Origin of the sequence: Brevibacillus laterosporus DSM 25, from assembly GCF_002706795.1 — a bacterium.
GTDB classification, from domain to species: Bacteria; Bacillota; Bacilli; order Brevibacillales; family Brevibacillaceae; genus Brevibacillus_B; species Brevibacillus_B laterosporus.
On the sequence record NZ_CP017705.1, the window covers coordinates 2,084,643 to 2,103,859 of the forward strand.

Sequence of the window (19,217 nt, forward strand, 5' to 3'; positions counted from 1 at the left end):
CATTACCCATATTACTTCTTCAATATCTGCTTAAGAAACTTGTCTTTATTAGTTAGAAAATACTTTGTAATTTGATAGTGGTCTGTATTCTCATATTCAACTTCAGATATAGCTTCACCATCAAAGCTGAATAGAGTGGCATTGGGATAGCCAAGTAAAATAGGTGAATGTGTAGCAATAATAAATTGAGAGCTACCTTCCCTTTCCAGGTCACTAATTATTTTTAACAGACTAATCTGTTTAGAAGGAGAAAGAGCGGCCTCTGGTTCGTCAAGCAAGTAAATCCCTTTTTTCCCGAACCTATTCATAAGTAATGAAATGAAAGATTCACCGTGGGATTGCTTGTGTAGCGATTTTCCCCCATAAGATTTATAAACGTCAATTTCAGGATTTTGTATTTGTAGCTCATCTATATACGTAGCGAAATTATAGAAGGTTTCTGCTCTTAAAAAGAATCCATTTGTAATTTTAGGAAACCAAGACAGACGTAGATGTTCTCCTAATCGTGAAGACTCGGGTTCATTCAAAATGTTATTTCTACTTCCGCCTGTTTCACTAAATCCTATTTTATAGGCTATTGCTTCTAATAAGGTCGACTTTCCAGTCCCGTTCTCCCCTACGAAAAACGTAACATTCCTAGTAAAATCAATATGCTTTAGATGTCTAAATAGAGGGATATTAAAGGGGTATTCTTCAGTAAGGAGTCTTTCTTCTAATACTTTCAGCTTTTTTAAATACATGTGTTTGAACCTCCGTATTACAGTAAAATGCCAAAATATTATTTACAAAATAAATGATTCAAATATGCCTTTCCATACTATGATTAATCACTAGAAGTTAACTTATAAGGGTAACAAGTTTTAATTTGAAGGAATATTTAATGTGTATACTAGTTAAAATTGAGCTGAATATACATTACTTTAAGAGAATTTGATTCAACCATTAAAATAATATCTTTAACCTTTTTACTAAAATATTTGATTGATATAGAATCCATTAATCTATCAGTAAATTGCCAATTACATGGCTCGAGGCAAATGCTTTTATAAGGATAAAAGCTCTCATACACAAAGTCCCATACTTCATCAAAAGATTCCATTTCAACTTCTTTAATTTTTTCAAGGTTAACCCTCATATAAATAAGATCACTAACGTTCAGTACTATGTTTTCTTTTTCCTCTCCTCTTCCATACAAATCATTAAGTATAGGATGGAGAAGTTGACTATGATATAAAGCTTTCACATGTTCTTTTGATGACTGATTCAAATCTTGTAAAATCAAATTACTTGTCTCATCATTAGCACAGAAAAACCTCACTTTCTCAAAATGAATTCCTACTTCTTCCATAACCTTATTGTAAAGATTTATTTTATGAGCAGGAATCTGTAGCACCATATTATTATCATTAATAACCAGAGGTAGCAAAAAGAATTGTGCAAGTAAAGACATCTTATCTCTATTTCCATATGGAAGTACTTTTTTTATTTTAAAATTATTATCATTTAAAGTTACGTATACTGTAGATAGAAAATTATACTCTTCTTTACTTATTTTCTTAATCCACTTCATTTTCTTCCTCCTTTTTATTGGTTATATAAAATAGTCCTTAAACTAACCACACCTTCAAATTTGAAGGTGTGGTTTTAAGTCTAGAATGATCTTAAGAAAAATATTCTTATTTAATGGTGAACTTAGCTGGCTTACTCCCCGAAGCAGCATAATCAGTACCATCATGTCCTTCAAATGTGCCCCCTAGAGTCGCAGTATAGTCACCTTTTGAAGTGTGAGTTTTTATCGACTGATTATTGATAAAGTTAGTCAGTGGTACGTCATACCTGAACAAAATAGAGCCATCTCCAGTATTACCCCTTTTGTATCTAACTGTAATATTTGATTTTTTGATCTTTACCCCAGGAGCTAAAATTCTCCAATCGCAATAAGAAGTCATCCCCTCAACTTCACACGTAATCATTCCTCCCCCTATTGCTTTAGCACCTAAGGATTCTAAATCTATTGAATTTTCCGATTTTATAAGATCTTCCATTTTATAAAAAAGTACTTCTTGTTCGTTAATTTGTTTATTATCCCTATTAATTTCCTCGTTAGGAGCAAAATAGTCATCGACATTTGCAAAAGCATATAAAGGGACTACAAGTGTAAAGACAGCTAATACTATTGATAATAATAAGTACTTTTTCATAAAAGTAAATCCTCCTAAAATGTTTTTAATCCCCTTCATTTCAAAATGTACAGTTTAATCCATCGTTACTTATAACAATCTCAGTAACAATATATTTAATTTTTATGGTTTTCTTCTAGGAGAGAGCCTTTTATAAAATATTGTTTAAATGACATCCCCTTTTTCTATCAATACAAGAGTGATAAAATAGTCGTAAGTAAAAATTTTTATGGTATAAAGATAAGGATGTTCTCGTAGCGGGCAAGCACCTGAGAACGTCCTTATTTGTTATACAAAATACATTGCATAACAATCCCTCCTTTCTACTGTACACTTGTTACTATATTAGCTGTTTCATAAATTACCTTTTTATTACATTTGTAGAAACTTATACAATTAATTTTGTATTTCATTAGTATAATTTGAACAATTGTTGACCATTTGAAAATGTATCATCTACTCTCTTAATACTTCTTACCTAAATTAAAGTCACAACCAACTACTTCAATTTCCCCTTGCAATTAAGTTAGCATTCACTTACCATATTATCATGAAGAAAAAACCACACGTTGACAGTAAAAAGAAAGATATTTTACAAGCCGCTATGCGCCTATTTGCAACAAAAGGGATCGATGGCATCTCGGTCAAAGAGATTGGCGACGCGGCGGGTGTCACAGATGCCGCAATCTACAAGCATTTTAAGAACAAAAATGAGGTAGCATCAGAGGTATTTACCCAGTATTGCAATAGTTACACCAAAATGATTGATTTTTATGTAAGCCAGTCTGGAACGTTTCATGACAGATTTGACTGTTTAATCGATCAGCTAGTAGAGATGCACGACGAGGATCACTGCGGATTGCTATTGCTATCTCAACATCACGATGTGTATCAGCAGGTTGCTCAGAAAAACATGAGACAGCCACTAGATGCTTTGATTGATTTAATCCTTCAAGGAATCGAGAGCAATGAGCTTCCTGAGCAAGACGCAAGACTCTCCGCTGTTTTGATTATTGGTGCTTTTACAGGCCTAGCAGTCTCTAGTTTTCAGGGGGAGCTCCCTAGTCAGCTAGAAGCATTGGCTTCTCAAATTAAGAAGCGATTATTTGCTTTATTACAATAGAAATATACTATGCAGTCATTGTTTCTTAACAGGTTAGGTCGAAATTGACCTTTTCCTTTTTATCATAAAGTTAGTAAACACTAACCATTTCAACTTATACAGGAGGCTCATTCATGAAAAAAATTCTCATTATTCAAGGTAATCCCGTGAAAGAAAGCTATGGGGAAGCACTAGCGGAGGCTTATCAAAAAGGTGCCGTGTCAACAGGGGCTGAGGTGAAAAGCTTACGTCTGGCTGATCTTGATTTTAATCCTAACTTAGCTGGCGGCTATAAAAATAAACCACAATTGGAGGATGATCTAATCCTTGCTCAGCAATTAATTAGCTGGGCTGATCATCTGGTGTTCGTCTATCCAATCTGGTGGGGCGCTCCACCTGCATTGCTTAAGGGTTTTCTCGATCGCGTTTTCATGCCAGGCTATGCTTTTTCCTATAAGAAAGGCTCATCCCTCCCTCAGCAATTATTGAAAGGAAGATCAGCAAGACTGATCGTCACCATGGATTCCCCCTATTGGTACTACAGTCTTGTTCAAGGAAAACCGGGCCATCGGATGATGAAAAGGTCTACCTTGCAATTCTGCGGTATTAGTCCAATAAAAATAACAACCCTTAGTCAGGTTGGCAAGGCAGATGATGAAAAGAGAAAGCGGTGGCTAAGGACCGTGAACCAACTGGGTAAACAGCTTAGGTAGGTGTACATGTCAGAGGGATTGGTGGAAAAGCATTAGTCGTAAAGCAATTTGATTCACAGCCTGTTTTAGAAATAGAAAAGCGTCAGAAGGTAACAACGAAGGTAGGCGAAGCCGTAGTCCGTATCCTTAGAGCCGCACTGAACCCATATATCCCGATTACCGTTAAAAATATCAGCATATACCAGAAAGGGACCGCCACTTTTCTATTTACATTTCCCTCTTGCTACAACCAATGGCTAAAATAATGGTCTACAGCCTGCGCGGAGTATCCGTCCTCACCACGCCAGTTCACAATGGCAAAAAAATCATTTTTTCCTCCTCGACCCGGTCGATCCTTGCTAGAGGTTAGTATTCCTACTGTTGCCAAAATTTCAAGCAAGGCATCCCGTTCGTTTTTACTTGAAGGAAGCACGCCCTTAAGCCGTTTCTCCAGCTGACGGGCTGCATCCGTAGGCTCGCAGCTACTAATCGTCTCCATAACCCTGCGAAAAATCTCGACATCCTCTGCTTGTACCTCGATGTCCTCTTCCTTGATCAATAGCTCCAAATCAAGCAGATTATATACAATGTGGTTGAGCCGGATTCCGCCCCATTTGATTCTCTCAAAATTCAACACGTTCAGGTCTTCATTCTTGTAAGCTTGCAGACTGGCAACATGATAACCGTCACAGATATAGCAATCCCCAAACATCGCATAGGTACTGCCATTGTTTATAGTTGCATACTTTCCAGCGTTGCTCTCAAAAGCATGCTGTGGAAGCTGGTGAGTTAATATCCAGCTGGAAAGCGCACTTCGAAGATGTAGCTTTCTTGTCGACAAGCTATGTAGGAATGCTTTTGCCACCTGTTCTTTTGTTACGATTTGATGCAAATCAATTAATCTCTGCACGCACTCATCATGGGTGATCGTGAGCGGTTCAAACATCAGTCCCTTGCTCTTGGCATAGGCAAAATCTTCGTCTGAGATGCTACGTGATTCTCTATCAATCCAGCCCGTACTGTTCCAGAAGGTCTTCATTACGATCTGTTTCGCTTTTTTATCCATAGACTATTCTCCTCTCCTTTGCTCATGTAGCAGATATTTAATTTGAAAATGCCATAGCTTGATAGGCTCTGTTTTTTACCTATTTCATAAGTACTCAAACCCAAAACACGAGCATCCAAACATACTGTGAAAAAAATATCTTACTTACGTTATGTGATATAGACGAAGAAGGTAAGGCTTGGTTGTAAGAAACGGAAATAATCATCTGTTTTGGAATGTATCTCTTATCATTACAGTACATACGTTTGTGTGTTTGTATAAAAAATAAGTCGATGCCTCTTCTTTTCTGGTCTAATAAGGAAGCTTCTGTAGCATGAGAGATAAACATTTTTACATAAAAGACGACAATCAAAACCACTATCTAGCTACCTATAAAATACCGAAAGACCTTATCGTTAAAAAAGAGAATCATAAATAAATGTCCTATCTCTTTCATCCAAAATTCCAAAATGAAAAAAGTAGACAAACGGAATCACACTCATCCCGCTTGTCTACTTATCCATTTATAAATCTACGATATTTGATGTCGGTGGAGGGCCAATGTCGAGCCCACTCACTTGACCGAACGCGCCGATCGAATCATCAACAGGAATAGGTAAGGTGCCCCTAGCAAAGCGACAACGATACCTGAAGGAATATCCTTAGGAATGAGGATGACTCGCCCGATTAGATCGGCAGATGCTAGAAGTACCGCTCCCAGCAGGGCAGAGATAACAACCATCCGTCGATGATAGGAGCCGACCAGCATTCGTGCCGCATGAGGAGCAAGCAAGCCGATAAATCCAACTGCTCCCACACTGGCAACCGCAGATGAAGCAAGCAGAACCGCGATGACCGCTACAATCAACCTCGTCAGACGTACATGTAAGCCCAAACCCATCGAGCTCTCGTCGTTAAAGGACAAGAGATCAACTCTGCGTCCCAACCACCAAGCAATTGGCGTCAGGAGAAGTATGGTAGGTAGCAAGCGGCTCACTTCCGTCCAACCGCGTCCATATGTACTCCCTGCCATCCAAGCAAGAGCTGGCGCTGCTAGAAGCTGGGCTTTCACGATCAAAATATTGATAAAGGCAGAACCCACCGCTGCTACCGCAATACCCACAAGAGTCAAAATGACTGGGTTTAGTCCTCGACGCCAGGAAACAGCGTATACAATAGCTGCTGAGATAATACCCCCTAGCATAGCTCCTAGGGGCATCCACCCCGAGAACTGTGGAAATACAAGTAACAGGAGGATTGCGCCTACCCCCGCCCCACTGGTAACCCCAACAATTTGCGGATCAGCCAAAGGATTTCGAACCGCGCTTTGCATAAGACTCCCGCTGATTGCTAATGCCACTCCTGCCAACATAGCCGTTAAAAGCCTAGGCATTCGCAGATCAAACAGCAATTGACGGTACAAATCATTTCCTTGCCCCATGAAAATGGCAGCGATCTCTGTCCACGATATGTACAGGTTTCCGCTCGACAGGCTGATCATCCAGACAACAGCTAGCATGACACAAAGCAGAAGAACCAGTAGTGGATAAGAAATTCGGCGACGCCAGACTCCTACACTCATCGAAGTACCCGAAGCGGAGCCTGCACTCAAATTCCGGGAAACGCGTAACGCCAGCCAAATCAACCATGGACCGCCGATAGCAGCAGTGATGGCTCCTGCCGGAAGCTCCCCATAAGCATTTACAAACGTGCGGGCAATCGTGTCAGAGGCAACAAGTAAGGCGGCACCCCAGATCGCACTGATCGGCAACAACCAAATGTGGCGGTTCAATCCTGACAACCGTACTAAATGGGGAGCGACCAGTCCAATGAACCCGATTGGACCTACTACACTTACACTGACACACGTAATCATAATCGCCAGAAGCATAGCAAGCAGACGAGTCTTGCCTACCTTTTGTCCAAGCGAACGCGAGGTTTCCTCATGAAAGCTGAGTACGTCTAGCTGGCGAGCCATCAGACAACCAACTGCGATTCCCCCAAGGATCAAAGACCAGCTAAACTGAACTCCTGTCCAGTCATTTTGTTTCAGTGAGCCTGATCCCCAGAGGAAAATTCCTTGTGTTGTTTCTTCGTTAAATAAAATGATGGCACTTGTAAGTGAGGAGAACACCAACGTGATGATCATCCCAGACAAAGCCACTCGTACAGGAGTTCCTTTTCGCCCGCCTGACATGAAGTAAACGGCAACCGCAGCAAGGATTCCTCCAGCCATTGCAAAAGGAAGCGGGAACTGATGGAGGATCGAAGGCCAAAAGACCATCCCGAACACCACAAAGAGATATGCGCCCGCATTCACTCCCAGAGTCGTCTCTGAGGCGAGCGGATTTCGCGTCACGGTTTGCATCACCGCTCCTGCTACAGCCAAGGCCGCACCAGACAAAAGCCCCATTACGGTTCGTGGCAGTCTAACCCCTCGAATCATCTGATGATCGGCGATATCCTGAGGAGAGATAATCGCCTGAACTACGGAGTGAAGAGAAATATCAGCCAAGCCCTGTGTCAGACTGACAAAGGTAAGGACCACTAAAACGGCAAGCCCTCCCAATAGCATCCAAAACGGCCTCCAGCCTTTTCTTTGAGAAGAAGGATGGATGTCGGTTGAGACAGACGATACATGCTTGGCAAGGCTCATTTCGCTAGTAGATCTGCCGCTTTTTTAGCCATGATTTCTGCGGACAATGGCCCGCCGTAAGGCCACATGTCTCCTCCCAACGCATAGATGCGATTTTCTTTCACAAAGGTTAACCCATTCCATACAGGATTGTTTTTCAATTGATTGTTGATGACATTATCATCATCCTGAATGATATGCAGGAAGTTAGCATCCTGCAACGGTGGAAGCGCCTCCACATCCGTGGTCGTCATTCCATTTTGCTCAAACTTCTTCGGCTTGTACGCATTTTTCAAACCGATATGCTCCAGAATTTTTACTGCTGTAGAGTTATCAGAAGATAGGCGGAATTCTACCGCATTTTGATTACTGTAGCCCATTGCCAATACGAACGGTATTTTGTCCATGCCGGCTTTGACAATTCTGTCCTTTGCCTCTGCATAAGTCTTGTCGAGGTTTTTCAAAACGTTATCTGCCTCTGCTTTTTTATCCAGAATATCGGCAATCTCTGTAAAAGTGTCAATCATTCTGGAATATTGGTCACCTTGACCCTCAAGCGGGTTAGAATCATACACGATCGTAGGAGCAATTTTGCTCAGCTCGTCGTAGTTTGCTTCCACATTACGTTTTATCCCGATGATTAGGTCTGGCTTCAACAGCATGATCGATTCCAGATTTGGTGCAATACGGCTTCCCACATCCACTACATCTGGTGCAATTTCCACTGGGAGCTTGACCCACTTTTTCATATTCTTAATATCAGCAATCCCTACAGGCTGCATACCTAATGCCAGCACATGCTCAGCACTGCTCCATTCCAATGCAACGACACGCTTAGGAACCCCTTTGATCTTTGACTCACCCATTACATGCTTCACTGTTCGTTCTTGCTGTTCTCCGGATTTGTCAGACTCTGACTGGGCTGTTGGAGCTGATTGTGTCTGTGTTCTCCCTGTTTGTGGGGCTGTGCCTGAATTACCGCATGCTGCAAGTACCAGCATCAACGACAGAAAGACAAAAAAGACTGGCAGTTTAACAAAACGCATTGAATGATTCCCCCTACTTTAGTTCTATGATGTAGCACAAAATGATTGCATAGTTGAACCAGATGATATGCCTCCTAAAGAAAGATGATAATGATTATCATTTTCTGTGTCAATATTAGAATATGCATATGTTTTTTTGTTTCTTTATTGGTAGCGGGGGAAATTTACTTACTGTTGTGAGGATTAGGTGGTTATGCTTTTGATAAACCCCAGAATTTTCCAATCATTTTTCATGAGAAAAAACTCAATGAGATCGAAAAAAACATTCCCAAATAAAAAGATGGCAGATCTATATTAGGTCAGCCATCTTTTTTAGTCTTGAATTTACAAATAGCTGAACAACTTAGTATTTCAGAGAAATCTTAGACGCTGGTATTTCTATTTAATCTACTTCAGGGCTAGGGAAAAATGCAGAATTAACAGACGGCAAGGAATTTGCCAGATTAATAATATTTTGTTCACTTACATTTCCTGAAACAACAATTGTTTTTCCGGTATCAAAATAATACAAATAGCTATTTTTCAAATGATCTTTAGAGATATATGCTTCATTTCCGTTGCTCAAGGATATCTTTTTAGGATCAGAATGTTCAACAAAAGAAACCCGATTAGATACAGTGATTGTAACTATTTCTTTTTCATCTGCAAATGTCCAAATTTTTTTATCTGATATTGTAAGGTTGAGTGCATTGAACTTATTCATCGGTAAATCTAAACCCTCTTTATCCGTAAACCCTTTACCTCCCAGTAATCTTAAAAGCCCATTTATAATCCATTTATTAGAACTATTATATTCATACAGAAAAATGGCATAATTATTTTCTCCTTCAGGAGAGTGAATAGCAACTATACTACTACCACCAAGAGTTGTTTCGAAAATTACAGAATCTTTTTTAGGGAATTCTTTTTTCCCATCTTTAAAAGTAACTTCATATTGGTGTAGTACAGCTTCGGAAGGGGAAGAGATATTTTTAGGTGACTCAAGTACCTTAACCCACTTAACCTTTTTATCTTTAGTCGCTTTAGATTCTTTATTAGGTATTTTTGTATCTTCCAGTACTGTCTCTTTATTTTGATCTTTTAATTTATCATCCTGACATCCTAATAAAAAACCAAATAAAATAAAGAATAATATGGGTGTAAATAATTTGAATCTCATTGAAATAATCTTCCTCCTTCCTAATGATTACTAGAATTTTTCTGTTTTTGCTAATTTGGATTTATATTTTGGACCCTTTACTTTGATGTCTGTACTATCTTTTATTGTACATGTAGGTGATACATAATAGTATTCTCCATTCAAGTGAAATGGTGTTTTTTTCAACTCATTTGTGCGGGAGAAGAATAAGGTATTAATCTCCATTGATAGCTAAATGTGGTCACTTTTGCTCAAATAAGAAAGACAGTCCAAAACTTTTAAAGCAAGTTTCAGACTGTCTTTGTGGTTTATAGAAATTTATTGGGTAATCCCCATCATCTGCTTCATATCCTCCTGCGCATGTCCGATCAGTTTAACGTTAAACAAGTCCTGCAAGACCGTGAGCACGCCTGGCTGAATAAATTCAGGCAGCTTTGGACCAATTCGGATATCCTTGATTCCCAAGCTGAACAAACCGAGCAAAATAGCCACTGCTTTTTGCTCAAACCATGAAAGCACGATGCTTACCGGCAAATCGTTGACCTCGCAGCCAAACGCGTCTGCCAGAGCCGCTGCGATCTTGATTGTAGATACAGAGTTGTTACACTGTCCCAAATCAATATAGCGGGGAATGTCAGTTCCTGGCACTGTTCCAAAGTCCACATCATTAAAACGGAACTTTCCACAGGACGTGGTAAGAATAACTGTTTCCTTTGGTAAAGAAGTGGCCAATTCCCGGTAGTATTCGCCGCCTTTCCCCGGTGCGTCACACCCTGCGATCACGAAGAAGCGTTTGATCTTGCCTGCTTTTACAGCATCGATAATTTCCGGCGCTAACCCCAAAACCGTCTCGTGATGATATCCGGTGATTAAAGTTTGATCAGATTCGATATTTGCCTCTGGCAGGGAGAGTGCTTTTTCAATCAGTGGAGAAAAATCGTCGTTTTCAATCTTAGTTACTCCCTCCAGCCCGGCGACATCGTAGGAGTAAAATCTGTCAGCATAACTGCCTTTAATCGGCATGACGCAGTTTGTTGTCGCAAGAATTGCCCCTGGAAACTCCTCAAACAGCCGTCGTTGATCGAACCATGCTTTGCCGATGTTTCCTTTCAAATGTGGGTACTTTTTCAAAGCAGGATATCCGTGGGCAGGTAGCATCTCGGAATGAGTAAAGATGTTTATGCCTCTCCCCTCTGTCTGTTTCAGCAATTCCTCCAGAGCAAACAGATTATGTCCAGTAACCACAATGCATTTGCCTTCGATTTTATTTTGCGATACGGTTACAGGCTGGGGAATACCGAAGTGCTCAGTATGGGCTTTGTCTAATAGCTCCATCACCTTGATTGCTGCCTGACCTACTTTCATCGCCATTTTTAGATGATCGTCCAGATTAAAGTTAACATTAGTCAAGGTGAAATATAGCGCTTCCTGGGTGATGCCATCCACTTCGGAGTCGATATAACCCAGTTGGCGAGCATGCGTTGCATACGCCGCAATCCCTTTTAACGCAAAAACGATCGTGTCTTGAATGCTAGCCAATTCCTCTGTTTTCCCACAGACACCGATCACCTTGCACCCACCGCTTGGGGTTTGTTCGCACTGGTAACAGAACATCACGATCTCTCCTTTTCTCTTCCGCCCTTTATAAGTTGATTATAAAAATCAACCATCCTATTCGATGTGATACGGCTCACAAAAAGGGTGGAGAAACGGTGACAAGCGAGTGGGTGCTAAAAAAACTAACCATTCGTGGAGTGATTTTTTATCAATGCAAAAAGGCCCCTTCTGCGCTTGTCACAAAAGGGGTTAGTTAATAAAAGTGGTATCCCTTATTTCATTAAAATTCAATGCTTTTGATCTTTCTATTGTCGTTCCTTCTTTCTATTCGAAGGATTAGGTGAAATTTCCCAGTTACTTATGATAAGGCTCACCGTAGCCTCTCTAACTGCGAATTTTGAAAAAAGAACCTTCAATCCAAAGATAGATCACAAGGTTCTATGTTTTATTTTCAATGATATTCTATTGTTTACTCAATATTTTATGAAACTTTTTATGTTATCTCTGTTTTTTTGCAATCATTGCCTTTTCAATCTCTTCATCATAGAAACAATTGTCCATTAATGAAAAAAATGTTGCTCTAATTTTTTCATTAAATACCTTTGTTTCTACATCCAAAGAATTAACTATAGACCGTTTCTTTTTCGCTTAGACCAAGCGTCTGCGCTGTTGAAGTATGAATTTCTTGGAAAAGCTCTGGGTTTTCCACTAGTGACACGCCATAAGAAGGAACCATTTCTTTTATTTTCGGTTCCCAATCTTTCATATGTTGTGGGAAGCATTTTTTTAATACTTCAAACATAACGTGAACGGCAGTAGAAGCACCCGGAGAAGCGCCGAGCAATGCAGCTATCGAGCCATCAGCGGCACTAACAACTTCCGTACCAAATTGAAGTGTTCCCCTGCCGCCGGCCTCAGTATCTTTGATAACTTGCACACGTTGGCCCGCTACCACTATATCCCAATCCTCGCTTTTGGCGTTCGGAATAAACTCACGTACCTCTTCCATACGCTTTTCATTCGATAACATAACTTGCTGGATCAGGTATTTTGTCAATGCCATCTCTTTTGCGCCTGCCGCCAACATAGTGAAGACATTATTCGGTTTTACGGAACCTATCAAATCAAAATTTGAACCAGTTTTTAAGAACTTTGGTGAGAAGCCGGCAAACGGTCCAAACAGCAATGATTTTTTGTTGTCGATATATCTTGTATCAAGATGCGGAACAGACATTGGAGGAGCACCAACCTTAGCTTTACCGTATACTTTTGCATGATGCTGCGCTACAACTTCCGGATTGTTACATACCATAAATAGTCCGCTTACCGGGAATCCTCCAATATGTTTTGACTCAGGAATACCGGTTTTTTGTAGTAAAGGCAGACTTCCGCCCCCACCGCCGATAAAGACGAATTTTGCAGTATGGTATTCGATTTTACCGCTATCGATATCATGCACTTTCACTTCCCACGAGCCGTCGCTAGTACGTTTCATATCCTTAACACTATGCTTGTAGTTTATCTCGACGTTTTTACTCTTTAAGTGGTCAAACAATATGCGTGTTAAAGCACCAAAGTTGACATCCGTTCCAGAGTCGATTTTTGTTGCCGCTATCGGTTCATTCGGTGTACGGCCTTCCATGATAAGCGGAAGCCATTCCTTCAGTTTTTCAGGATCATCGGAAAATTCCATCCCTTGAAACAGGGGATTGTTTGACAGCGCTTCAAAACGTTTTTTCAAAAACGTTACATTTTTTTCACCTTGTACTAAACTCATATGAGGTATTGGCATGATAAAGTCCTGCGGATTACGAATCAGATTGCTGTTTACAAGATAAGACCAAAACTGTCTGGAAAGCTGAAACTGTTCATTAATTTTTATAGCTTTGCTAATATCTATAGATCCGTCAGATTTTTCGGATGTATAGTTAAGCTCACACAGTGCAGAATGGCCCGTACCCGCATTATTCCATTCGTTAGAGCTTTCTTCTCCTGCGTTTGGGAGTTTCTCAAACACTTTGATTTCCCATTCCGGTGCTAACTCTTTCAGTAATGATCCCAAAGTCGCGCTCATGACTCCGGCACCTATTAAGATAACGTCTGTTTTTTTCTGTATGCTACTCATTATAATCTTCCTTATCTCCTATATTTGCAAAAATTGAGTAGGCGCTCCTGCTTAGGTGTCACAAAAAGCAAGGCGCCACCTAGGAACACACCTTTACTGTCTCAATTATAACCATATCATAAAATTATTTATAGATTAAAATATCTACTATTTTCTGATAGTTATAAACTATTTAAAGCTGGTAAAAAAGTGAGAACTCCGTCCACAAGGCCCTAGGAACACACAAAAACCAAGGCCTTAACCCAGCTTCTTGCAAGGGTTGAGACTTTGGTTTGCCGTTATTAGTGGACAGACATTCTCTAATTTTTGTTGTTATTTGTGGTATGGCTCCCCCCGACTAATCCGAAACGCCCGATAAACCTGCTCCACCAGCACCAACCGCATCAATTGATGGGGAAACGTCATCTTGGAAAACGACAGCTTCGCATCCGCTCGTTTCAACACCTCATCTGCCAGACCCAGCGAGCCGCCAATCACAAACGCCACCTGACTACGTCCGTGCAGCGCTAGCCTATCCATTTCGCTAGATAGCTTCTCAGACGACCACATTTGCCCTTCGATAGCCAGCGCGATCACGTAATGGTCCTGCTTCATATGCGCTAGTATCCGCTCGCCTTCCTTGCGCTTCACCTGCTCCATTTCCGTGGCACTTAGTTCTTCTGGAGCTTTCTCATCGTTCACTTCGACGACATTAAGCTTGCAGTAAGCCGTTAGACGCTTGGTATACTCGGCGATGCCTTCCTTTAGATACTTCTCTTTTAGCTTCCCGACCGTAATAATTGTAATCTGCACTTCTCCTACATTCCCTTCACATGCAATAACACAATCTTGCCTGGTTGATTACACTCCATGCAGGTAGCTGGGATGTCTCCTAATTCTACTTCATCTATGGAAAATGTATCTGGTGCCACATCGTGATAATTCACGTAATCGTCCAGCTCAGTTTCAATATGCTCCATGCAGCTCACACGGATTGGATGCTCCTCATGAAGTGGTGTTTCTTTTCCTTGAATCACGATTGTTTTTGCCATGATGTATTTACCCTCGCTTTATAGTAAGTCGTCTTTCTCACTCGGAAAAGATCGACTTTAGATTCATAGTAAACTTGCTCGTATTTCTCACTCTCCTAGTCTACCCCAGATGAGTAATGAATCAAAGGTGGTTGGGCATAAAAAAGGACAGCTCTTTTAATAAGATGTTCCAAAAACGAAAAGATTCGACTTCTTGTTATCTATTTATTACCAACCTAAGAACTAACATCAAAACGCAGATTTACTAAGGACATCAAGACACGAAAATAGCCGGTTTTCACCATGGTAAGGATCTAACCAGCTTTCTTTATAGCTCAAAACCTCCATCTCCATCGCCTTTATATATCTATGATAATTGTACTATTGCTCTTCCTCTCCATCTAAAGCCTCAGGATAGTACCTTTTAATAATGTCATTAGTGGTTTCTTTGTTTGTTGCATGTATAAATCTTGAGTAAACCTCTACCCCAGTTGTTAACTCCAAATCGTTAAGCTCAAATGCATGCAGTGTACATACGAATTGATCCTTAACTTGTTCACCATAGTAATTTAGATATTCATGCTCGGCTTTTTTTGCATATTCTTCTGCCAATTTGCAAGCCTGTTCAGTGTCTGTAGCTTTCACTATTATGATGCTTTCCTCCAGAAGTTTATTGTCCTTGCTTACGTAATAGTCGGCATTTATTTTATCGGGAAGTGGAGCGCCTGAATGGATAGATTCAAAAAGAACCTTTACTGAATACCATTTCATTCTACATTCATCCGATAAAGCATTTTCCATACAAATCTCTCCTCTCATCAACTACAACTTTTAGGTATGTTAACGAAAAGCTAACCCTAGAGTGGGTTTAAGTAAGCCTATTATTACTTTTCAAATCAATCACCTGTTAATAGATGTACCCGCTTTTTTGGCTTGGAATCAGACCATCATTTCATTTGTCTTGCGTTAATGTTAGAATATTGATGTAATTATCTCACTTTTAAAGGTAAGGAGGAAATACCCGATGAAAAAGAGATCGATTAAATCTTTATCTTTTGGTATTGGGTATTCTACCGCTGTTTTTTTCTAGAATTGATTAATGACGGGATAAGTCTGTCTAAAATCAAGAAAGATTAAAAAACAGTGAAAATATATGACATATCCATAAGTTATATGTTTTCTATTTAAAAGGAGACTTTTACAATGAATAATCATGTGATCAAAAGATATAATCCAGAAAATATAGCGAGACCTGTCGGGAACTATAGTCATGTAACAAAAATAAGCAGAAATGCTGAAATGTATGTATTTTCTGGGCAAATTGGTATAGATCAAAACAATAATATACCCACAGATTTTAATCAACAAGTGACAAATACAATGAATAATATCGTTGAAATCCTTTCTTCTCAAAAATTGACTCCCGATCACGTCATTAAGGTTAATATTTGGGCCACAGAAGAAATTGATTGGGAGCATTTCGATGAGGTTTGGAATCAAGTATTCGGTACCACACCTCCTTCAATGACGATTGCATACATTAAAGGATTAGGGTTACCGGAATTAAAAATTGAATTAGATGTTTGGGCAGCAGGTTGATTTTAGTAACTCTAAAACAGGCTGTCTCCAAAACCATTAAGTTAAGATCATGATATAAAAAGATAAAAATGACCATCCTTATTCAGTGTAAAATCTGAAAATGAAGGATGGTCTTTACTTTGTTGCCTACATGCTCTCCTCAAAGAATTGATTGGAGAAAAAGCACACTATCTCTCTCGTATAAAATCTAATACGCCGGTGTATTAGCAAAATACCAAGTCCGAGGAGTACTTTATCTATCACCGATGCTTGTATTGGAATGAGCGAGAAATTACCCGATAGGGCTTTTCACATGCCTAACATTTATGCTGGCAAGGAAAATGACAGGTTTTCCATTCTCAGCTTTTCCTTTTCACTAGCTTGATGACGAAGGAGACCGCCAGCAACACTTGATTTGCTGGCGGCCCCCCTCATTACCCTATTACTTACGGTAATTGCGGTTGTAGCTGTTCCTGATCCTGCTGTGGTTTTTCCCCGAGCGTTACTTTAACCACTTTCTTAAATCCATCTCGATACAGGGTAATCGATACAGATTCACCTGCTTTTTTATTCAGAGTGAAATATTTCAATAGCTGGGCGCTGCTATTAATTGGGGTATCGTCTAACTGAGTGATGACATCGTACTGTTTCAATCCACCTTTAGCTGCTGGAGAGAAGCTTCCTACTTCCATAGCAACTACGCCTGTTGTCACTTCGTTTGGTAGATTTAATACTTCTTTCCACGCATATTTCGGTACATCTGTTAAGTCGCGTGGCGTTACGCCGAGGTAGGCGCGTTTGAGATAGCCATCCTGCATCAGACGCGGAATGATATTTTTCACATCGTTAATAGGGATCGCAAATCCTAAGCCTTCTACGCCCTCACGAGAGATTTTCAAGGTATTAATCCCGATTACTTGTCCATAGATATTGACCAGAGCCCCACCGCTGTTTCCTGGGTTAATGGCCGCATCTGTCTGGATAACGTCCAGCTCCCAATCTACAATACCGTCATCATTGACGTCTGTCGGCATGGAGCGGCTTTTCGAGCTGATAATTCCTTGTGTAACGGTACGGGAGAAGTCTAGACCTAACGGGTTACCGATCGCAATGGTTGGTTCCCCTACTTTTAAGGTGCTAGAATCGCCTAGCTCGGCAACCTTTGTTACCTTTGATCCATCTATTTCTAACACGGCCAAATCGTTGTATGCGTCAGCTCCAAGGACTTTAGCCGTTACTTTGTCCCCGCTTGCTAAACTCACTTCAATGCTTTGCGCTCCCTGTACAACGTGATTGTTCGTGATGATATGTGCTTTGCCATCTTTCTTTTCAAAAATGACACCAGAGCCCACACCTGCTGCCACGTTACCTGTTTGTCTGGTCCAGAGGTTAGCTACCCGTTTGATATTGGTAATTCCGACGACGGCATCCTCTGTCTTTTCCACTGCACTGGTAATCGCGGTTTCCACGTTAACACTTACAGGCTGGTTGGTTTTCGTAGAGATCGTCGATGCTGTCACGGCTGCTTGATTAGCATCTGCTCCTGTTTTCAAAGGTAGATTCAGATAACCTGTTTTGGAGATAGCTGGCGTAAGCATAAGCACGACCAGACCTCCAATGACAGCAGATGTGACAGAGGTCACGATATATTTGCCCATGCCGGAACGGCTGGCCTTTTTCTTTGGTTCCATTTCATAAAAATCATCATTATCGTAATAACCCATAACAATTACTCCTTTCGTTCTAGCAGGAATAAAAGATAATTTTGTAATGAAGAGCTTTCATATTCTTGCTGTAGTAACAGTATACGCAGGCATTGAGGCAAATTAACGTTAGAAATATGGAAAGGTTGTGGAATGAAACTTGTCCACTCGCATAAGATGAGTGGTAAGCGTCAAGAATGGTCTTATGAATACATGTACAAGGCTTATCCACCGCACTTCATTCATAAAAAGAAAGGACGTGCTTCACATGAAACAGCCCTTTTCTCCCTTAGACCAGCTAGACCTTTTGGCCAAGCTTAGCGATCTGCGACATGTGGATTACCATAACACGTTGGTGCTTCATGCCATTATTGAGTTATTGACCGAAAAAGGTATTCTTAATCATGAAGAAGTAACTGCTAAAGTCCAACAATTAGACAGCCACATGAATACACAGATCGTTGAAAAAACTTGTCCAAAAGGATTGGCGTCCTTGCAAAAAAGCCAAAACCATGCTGCCGTTAATTTTCAAGCCTCACCAAAAGCACCCAACGGAAGCTATGTGCCTACCAAGCCACAGTAATTCTATGAAAGCTGATAATGATACTACAACACTTCCATTTTCGTCGGACGATGCGGGTAGGTTTCTCGCAAATGCACATCATTTCCGACATGTAAGCCCTGTTCCTCCAAGATATTTTTAACCGTAAGCTTTGCCAGATCCATCATATTGTTTTCTTTGCTTAAATGCGCCAGGAATACGCGCTCTGCTCGTCCACCAAGAATATCTGTCAAAGCTTCGCCTGCCATTTCATTGGAAAGATGACCAATGTCGCTTAAAATTCGGCGTTTAATGCTCCATGGATATTGCGACATGCGCAGCATATCCACATCGTGATTTGCTTCAAAAATGTAAGCATCTGCTCCACGAATAACTTCCTTGATTCGGTCACTTACATAGCCTAGATCGGTAGCGATACTCAGCTTTTTATGATCCGCATGCATACAAAAACCCATTGGCTCGACAGCATCGTGGGAGATTCCAAATGACTCAACCGTGATATCTCCGAATTCCAACGTTTGGCCCACCTCAAAGAGTTGCTTCTGACCCTCTGGGATCGTTCCTACTAGCTTGTCCAGCTCACCCCAGGTTTTTTGTGTGGTATAGATCGGGATGCCATAGCGTCTCGCCATAACACCCACGCCTTTGATATGATCGGAATGCTCGTGTGTTACTAGAATTGCCTGCAAATCACTTGGCTTTACACCAATCTCTTCCAAACATGCCTCCGCTTGTTTCCCCGTAAGACCGACATCGATCAATAAAGAAGTACGCTCTGTTCCTACATAGATGGAATTCCCTGTACTTCCACTGGCTAAAACACTAAATTGCAACAGATATCCCT

General features: G+C 40.6%; 18 protein-coding genes. 4 read left to right on the top strand and 14 right to left on the bottom strand.

Annotated elements, in window-relative coordinates; genetic code table 11:
* Positions 1-11 precede the first annotated feature (11 nt).
* From BrL25_RS09855 to BrL25_RS09865, 3 genes are all read right to left on the bottom strand, one after another.
* The gene (locus BrL25_RS09855) at positions 12-740 is read right to left on the bottom strand and encodes an AAA family ATPase (protein ID WP_018671182.1); all 729 of its coding nucleotides are present in this window, start codon (positions 738-740) and stop codon (positions 12-14) included.
* A 149-nt stretch (positions 741-889) separates the two neighbouring features.
* Positions 890-1,570 (bottom strand): hypothetical protein, encoded by a 681-nt coding sequence (locus BrL25_RS09860; RefSeq protein WP_018671183.1) that lies wholly within the window; start codon positions 1,568-1,570, stop codon positions 890-892.
* A gap of 106 nt (positions 1,571-1,676) precedes the next feature.
* Positions 1,677-2,201, bottom strand: coding sequence for a hypothetical protein (locus tag BrL25_RS09865; RefSeq protein WP_018671184.1), 525 nt, complete (start codon positions 2,199-2,201; stop codon positions 1,677-1,679).
* A gap of 529 nt (positions 2,202-2,730) precedes the next feature.
* On the opposite strand from BrL25_RS09865, the gene BrL25_RS09870 reads away from it, so the two are divergent.
* A complete protein-coding gene (locus BrL25_RS09870) occupies positions 2,731-3,303 on the top strand; it encodes a TetR/AcrR family transcriptional regulator (RefSeq protein WP_018671185.1) in 573 nt (190 codons plus the stop codon).
* A 113-nt stretch (positions 3,304-3,416) separates the two neighbouring features.
* Positions 3,417-3,995, top strand: a complete 579-nt coding sequence (locus tag BrL25_RS09875) for an NAD(P)H-dependent oxidoreductase (RefSeq protein WP_018671186.1) — start codon at positions 3,417-3,419, stop codon at positions 3,993-3,995.
* Positions 3,996-4,218: 223 nt separating this feature from the next.
* Here the strand turns inward: BrL25_RS09875 and BrL25_RS09880 are convergent, their stop codons facing one another.
* The 9 genes from BrL25_RS09880 to BrL25_RS09920 form a co-directional block, all read right to left on the bottom strand.
* Complete coding sequence (locus BrL25_RS09880; protein ID WP_018671187.1) at positions 4,219-5,040, bottom strand: hypothetical protein; 822 nt, start codon at positions 5,038-5,040, stop codon at positions 4,219-4,221.
* 553 nt (positions 5,041-5,593) lie between these two features.
* Positions 5,594-7,675 carry a Fe(3+)-hydroxamate ABC transporter permease FhuB gene (gene fhuB / locus BrL25_RS09885; RefSeq protein WP_081621598.1) on the bottom strand — a complete coding sequence of 694 codons (2,082 nt, stop codon included), beginning with the start codon at positions 7,673-7,675 and terminating at the stop codon, positions 5,594-5,596.
* The gene (locus BrL25_RS09890) at positions 7,672-8,700 is read right to left on the bottom strand and encodes an ABC transporter substrate-binding protein (RefSeq protein WP_018671190.1); all 1,029 of its coding nucleotides are present in this window, start codon (positions 8,698-8,700) and stop codon (positions 7,672-7,674) included. Before BrL25_RS09890 ends, fhuB begins: the two co-directional genes overlap by 4 nt.
* A 382-nt stretch (positions 8,701-9,082) precedes the next feature.
* Entirely contained in the window at positions 9,083-9,859 is a 777-nt protein-coding gene (locus BrL25_RS09895; RefSeq protein WP_018671191.1) for a hypothetical protein, read from the bottom strand.
* A gap of 297 nt (positions 9,860-10,156) precedes the next feature.
* The gene (gene hcp / locus BrL25_RS09900; RefSeq protein ID WP_018671192.1) at positions 10,157-11,452 is read right to left on the bottom strand and encodes a hydroxylamine reductase; all 1,296 of its coding nucleotides are present in this window, start codon (positions 11,450-11,452) and stop codon (positions 10,157-10,159) included.
* 565 nt (positions 11,453-12,017) lie between these two features.
* Positions 12,018-13,520, bottom strand: a complete 1,503-nt coding sequence (locus BrL25_RS09905) for a malate:quinone oxidoreductase (protein ID WP_018671193.1) — start codon at positions 13,518-13,520, stop codon at positions 12,018-12,020.
* 312 nt (positions 13,521-13,832) lie between these two features.
* Entirely contained in the window at positions 13,833-14,312 is a 480-nt protein-coding gene (rlmH, locus tag BrL25_RS09910; protein ID WP_018671194.1) for a 23S rRNA (pseudouridine(1915)-N(3))-methyltransferase RlmH, read from the bottom strand.
* A gap of 5 nt (positions 14,313-14,317) precedes the next feature.
* Positions 14,318-14,551, bottom strand: a complete 234-nt coding sequence (locus BrL25_RS09915; RefSeq protein WP_018671195.1) for a CxxH/CxxC protein — start codon at positions 14,549-14,551, stop codon at positions 14,318-14,320.
* Between the two features lie 360 nt (positions 14,552-14,911).
* Positions 14,912-15,331, bottom strand: a complete 420-nt coding sequence (locus BrL25_RS09920) for a DUF4288 domain-containing protein (protein WP_018671196.1) — start codon at positions 15,329-15,331, stop codon at positions 14,912-14,914.
* A 402-nt stretch (positions 15,332-15,733) separates the two neighbouring features.
* Between BrL25_RS09920 and BrL25_RS09925 the strand changes: the two genes are divergently transcribed.
* A complete protein-coding gene (locus BrL25_RS09925) occupies positions 15,734-16,129 on the top strand; it encodes a RidA family protein (protein WP_018671197.1) in 396 nt (131 codons plus the stop codon).
* 425 nt (positions 16,130-16,554) lie between these two features.
* On the opposite strand, the gene BrL25_RS09930 is transcribed toward BrL25_RS09925, so the two are convergent.
* Entirely contained in the window at positions 16,555-17,832 is a 1,278-nt protein-coding gene (locus BrL25_RS09930; RefSeq protein ID WP_018671198.1) for a S1C family serine protease, read from the bottom strand.
* 247 nt (positions 17,833-18,079) lie between these two features.
* Here BrL25_RS09930 and BrL25_RS09935 point away from each other — a divergent pair, with 247 nt between their 5' ends.
* The gene (locus tag BrL25_RS09935) at positions 18,080-18,394 is read left to right on the top strand and encodes a hypothetical protein (RefSeq protein ID WP_018671199.1); all 315 of its coding nucleotides are present in this window, start codon (positions 18,080-18,082) and stop codon (positions 18,392-18,394) included.
* A 23-nt stretch (positions 18,395-18,417) separates the two neighbouring features.
* Here BrL25_RS09935 and BrL25_RS09940 read toward each other — a convergent pair whose 3' ends face one another.
* A complete protein-coding gene (locus tag BrL25_RS09940) occupies positions 18,418-19,206 on the bottom strand; it encodes an MBL fold metallo-hydrolase (RefSeq protein ID WP_018671200.1) in 789 nt (262 codons plus the stop codon).
* Positions 19,207-19,217: the final 11 nt, after the last annotated feature.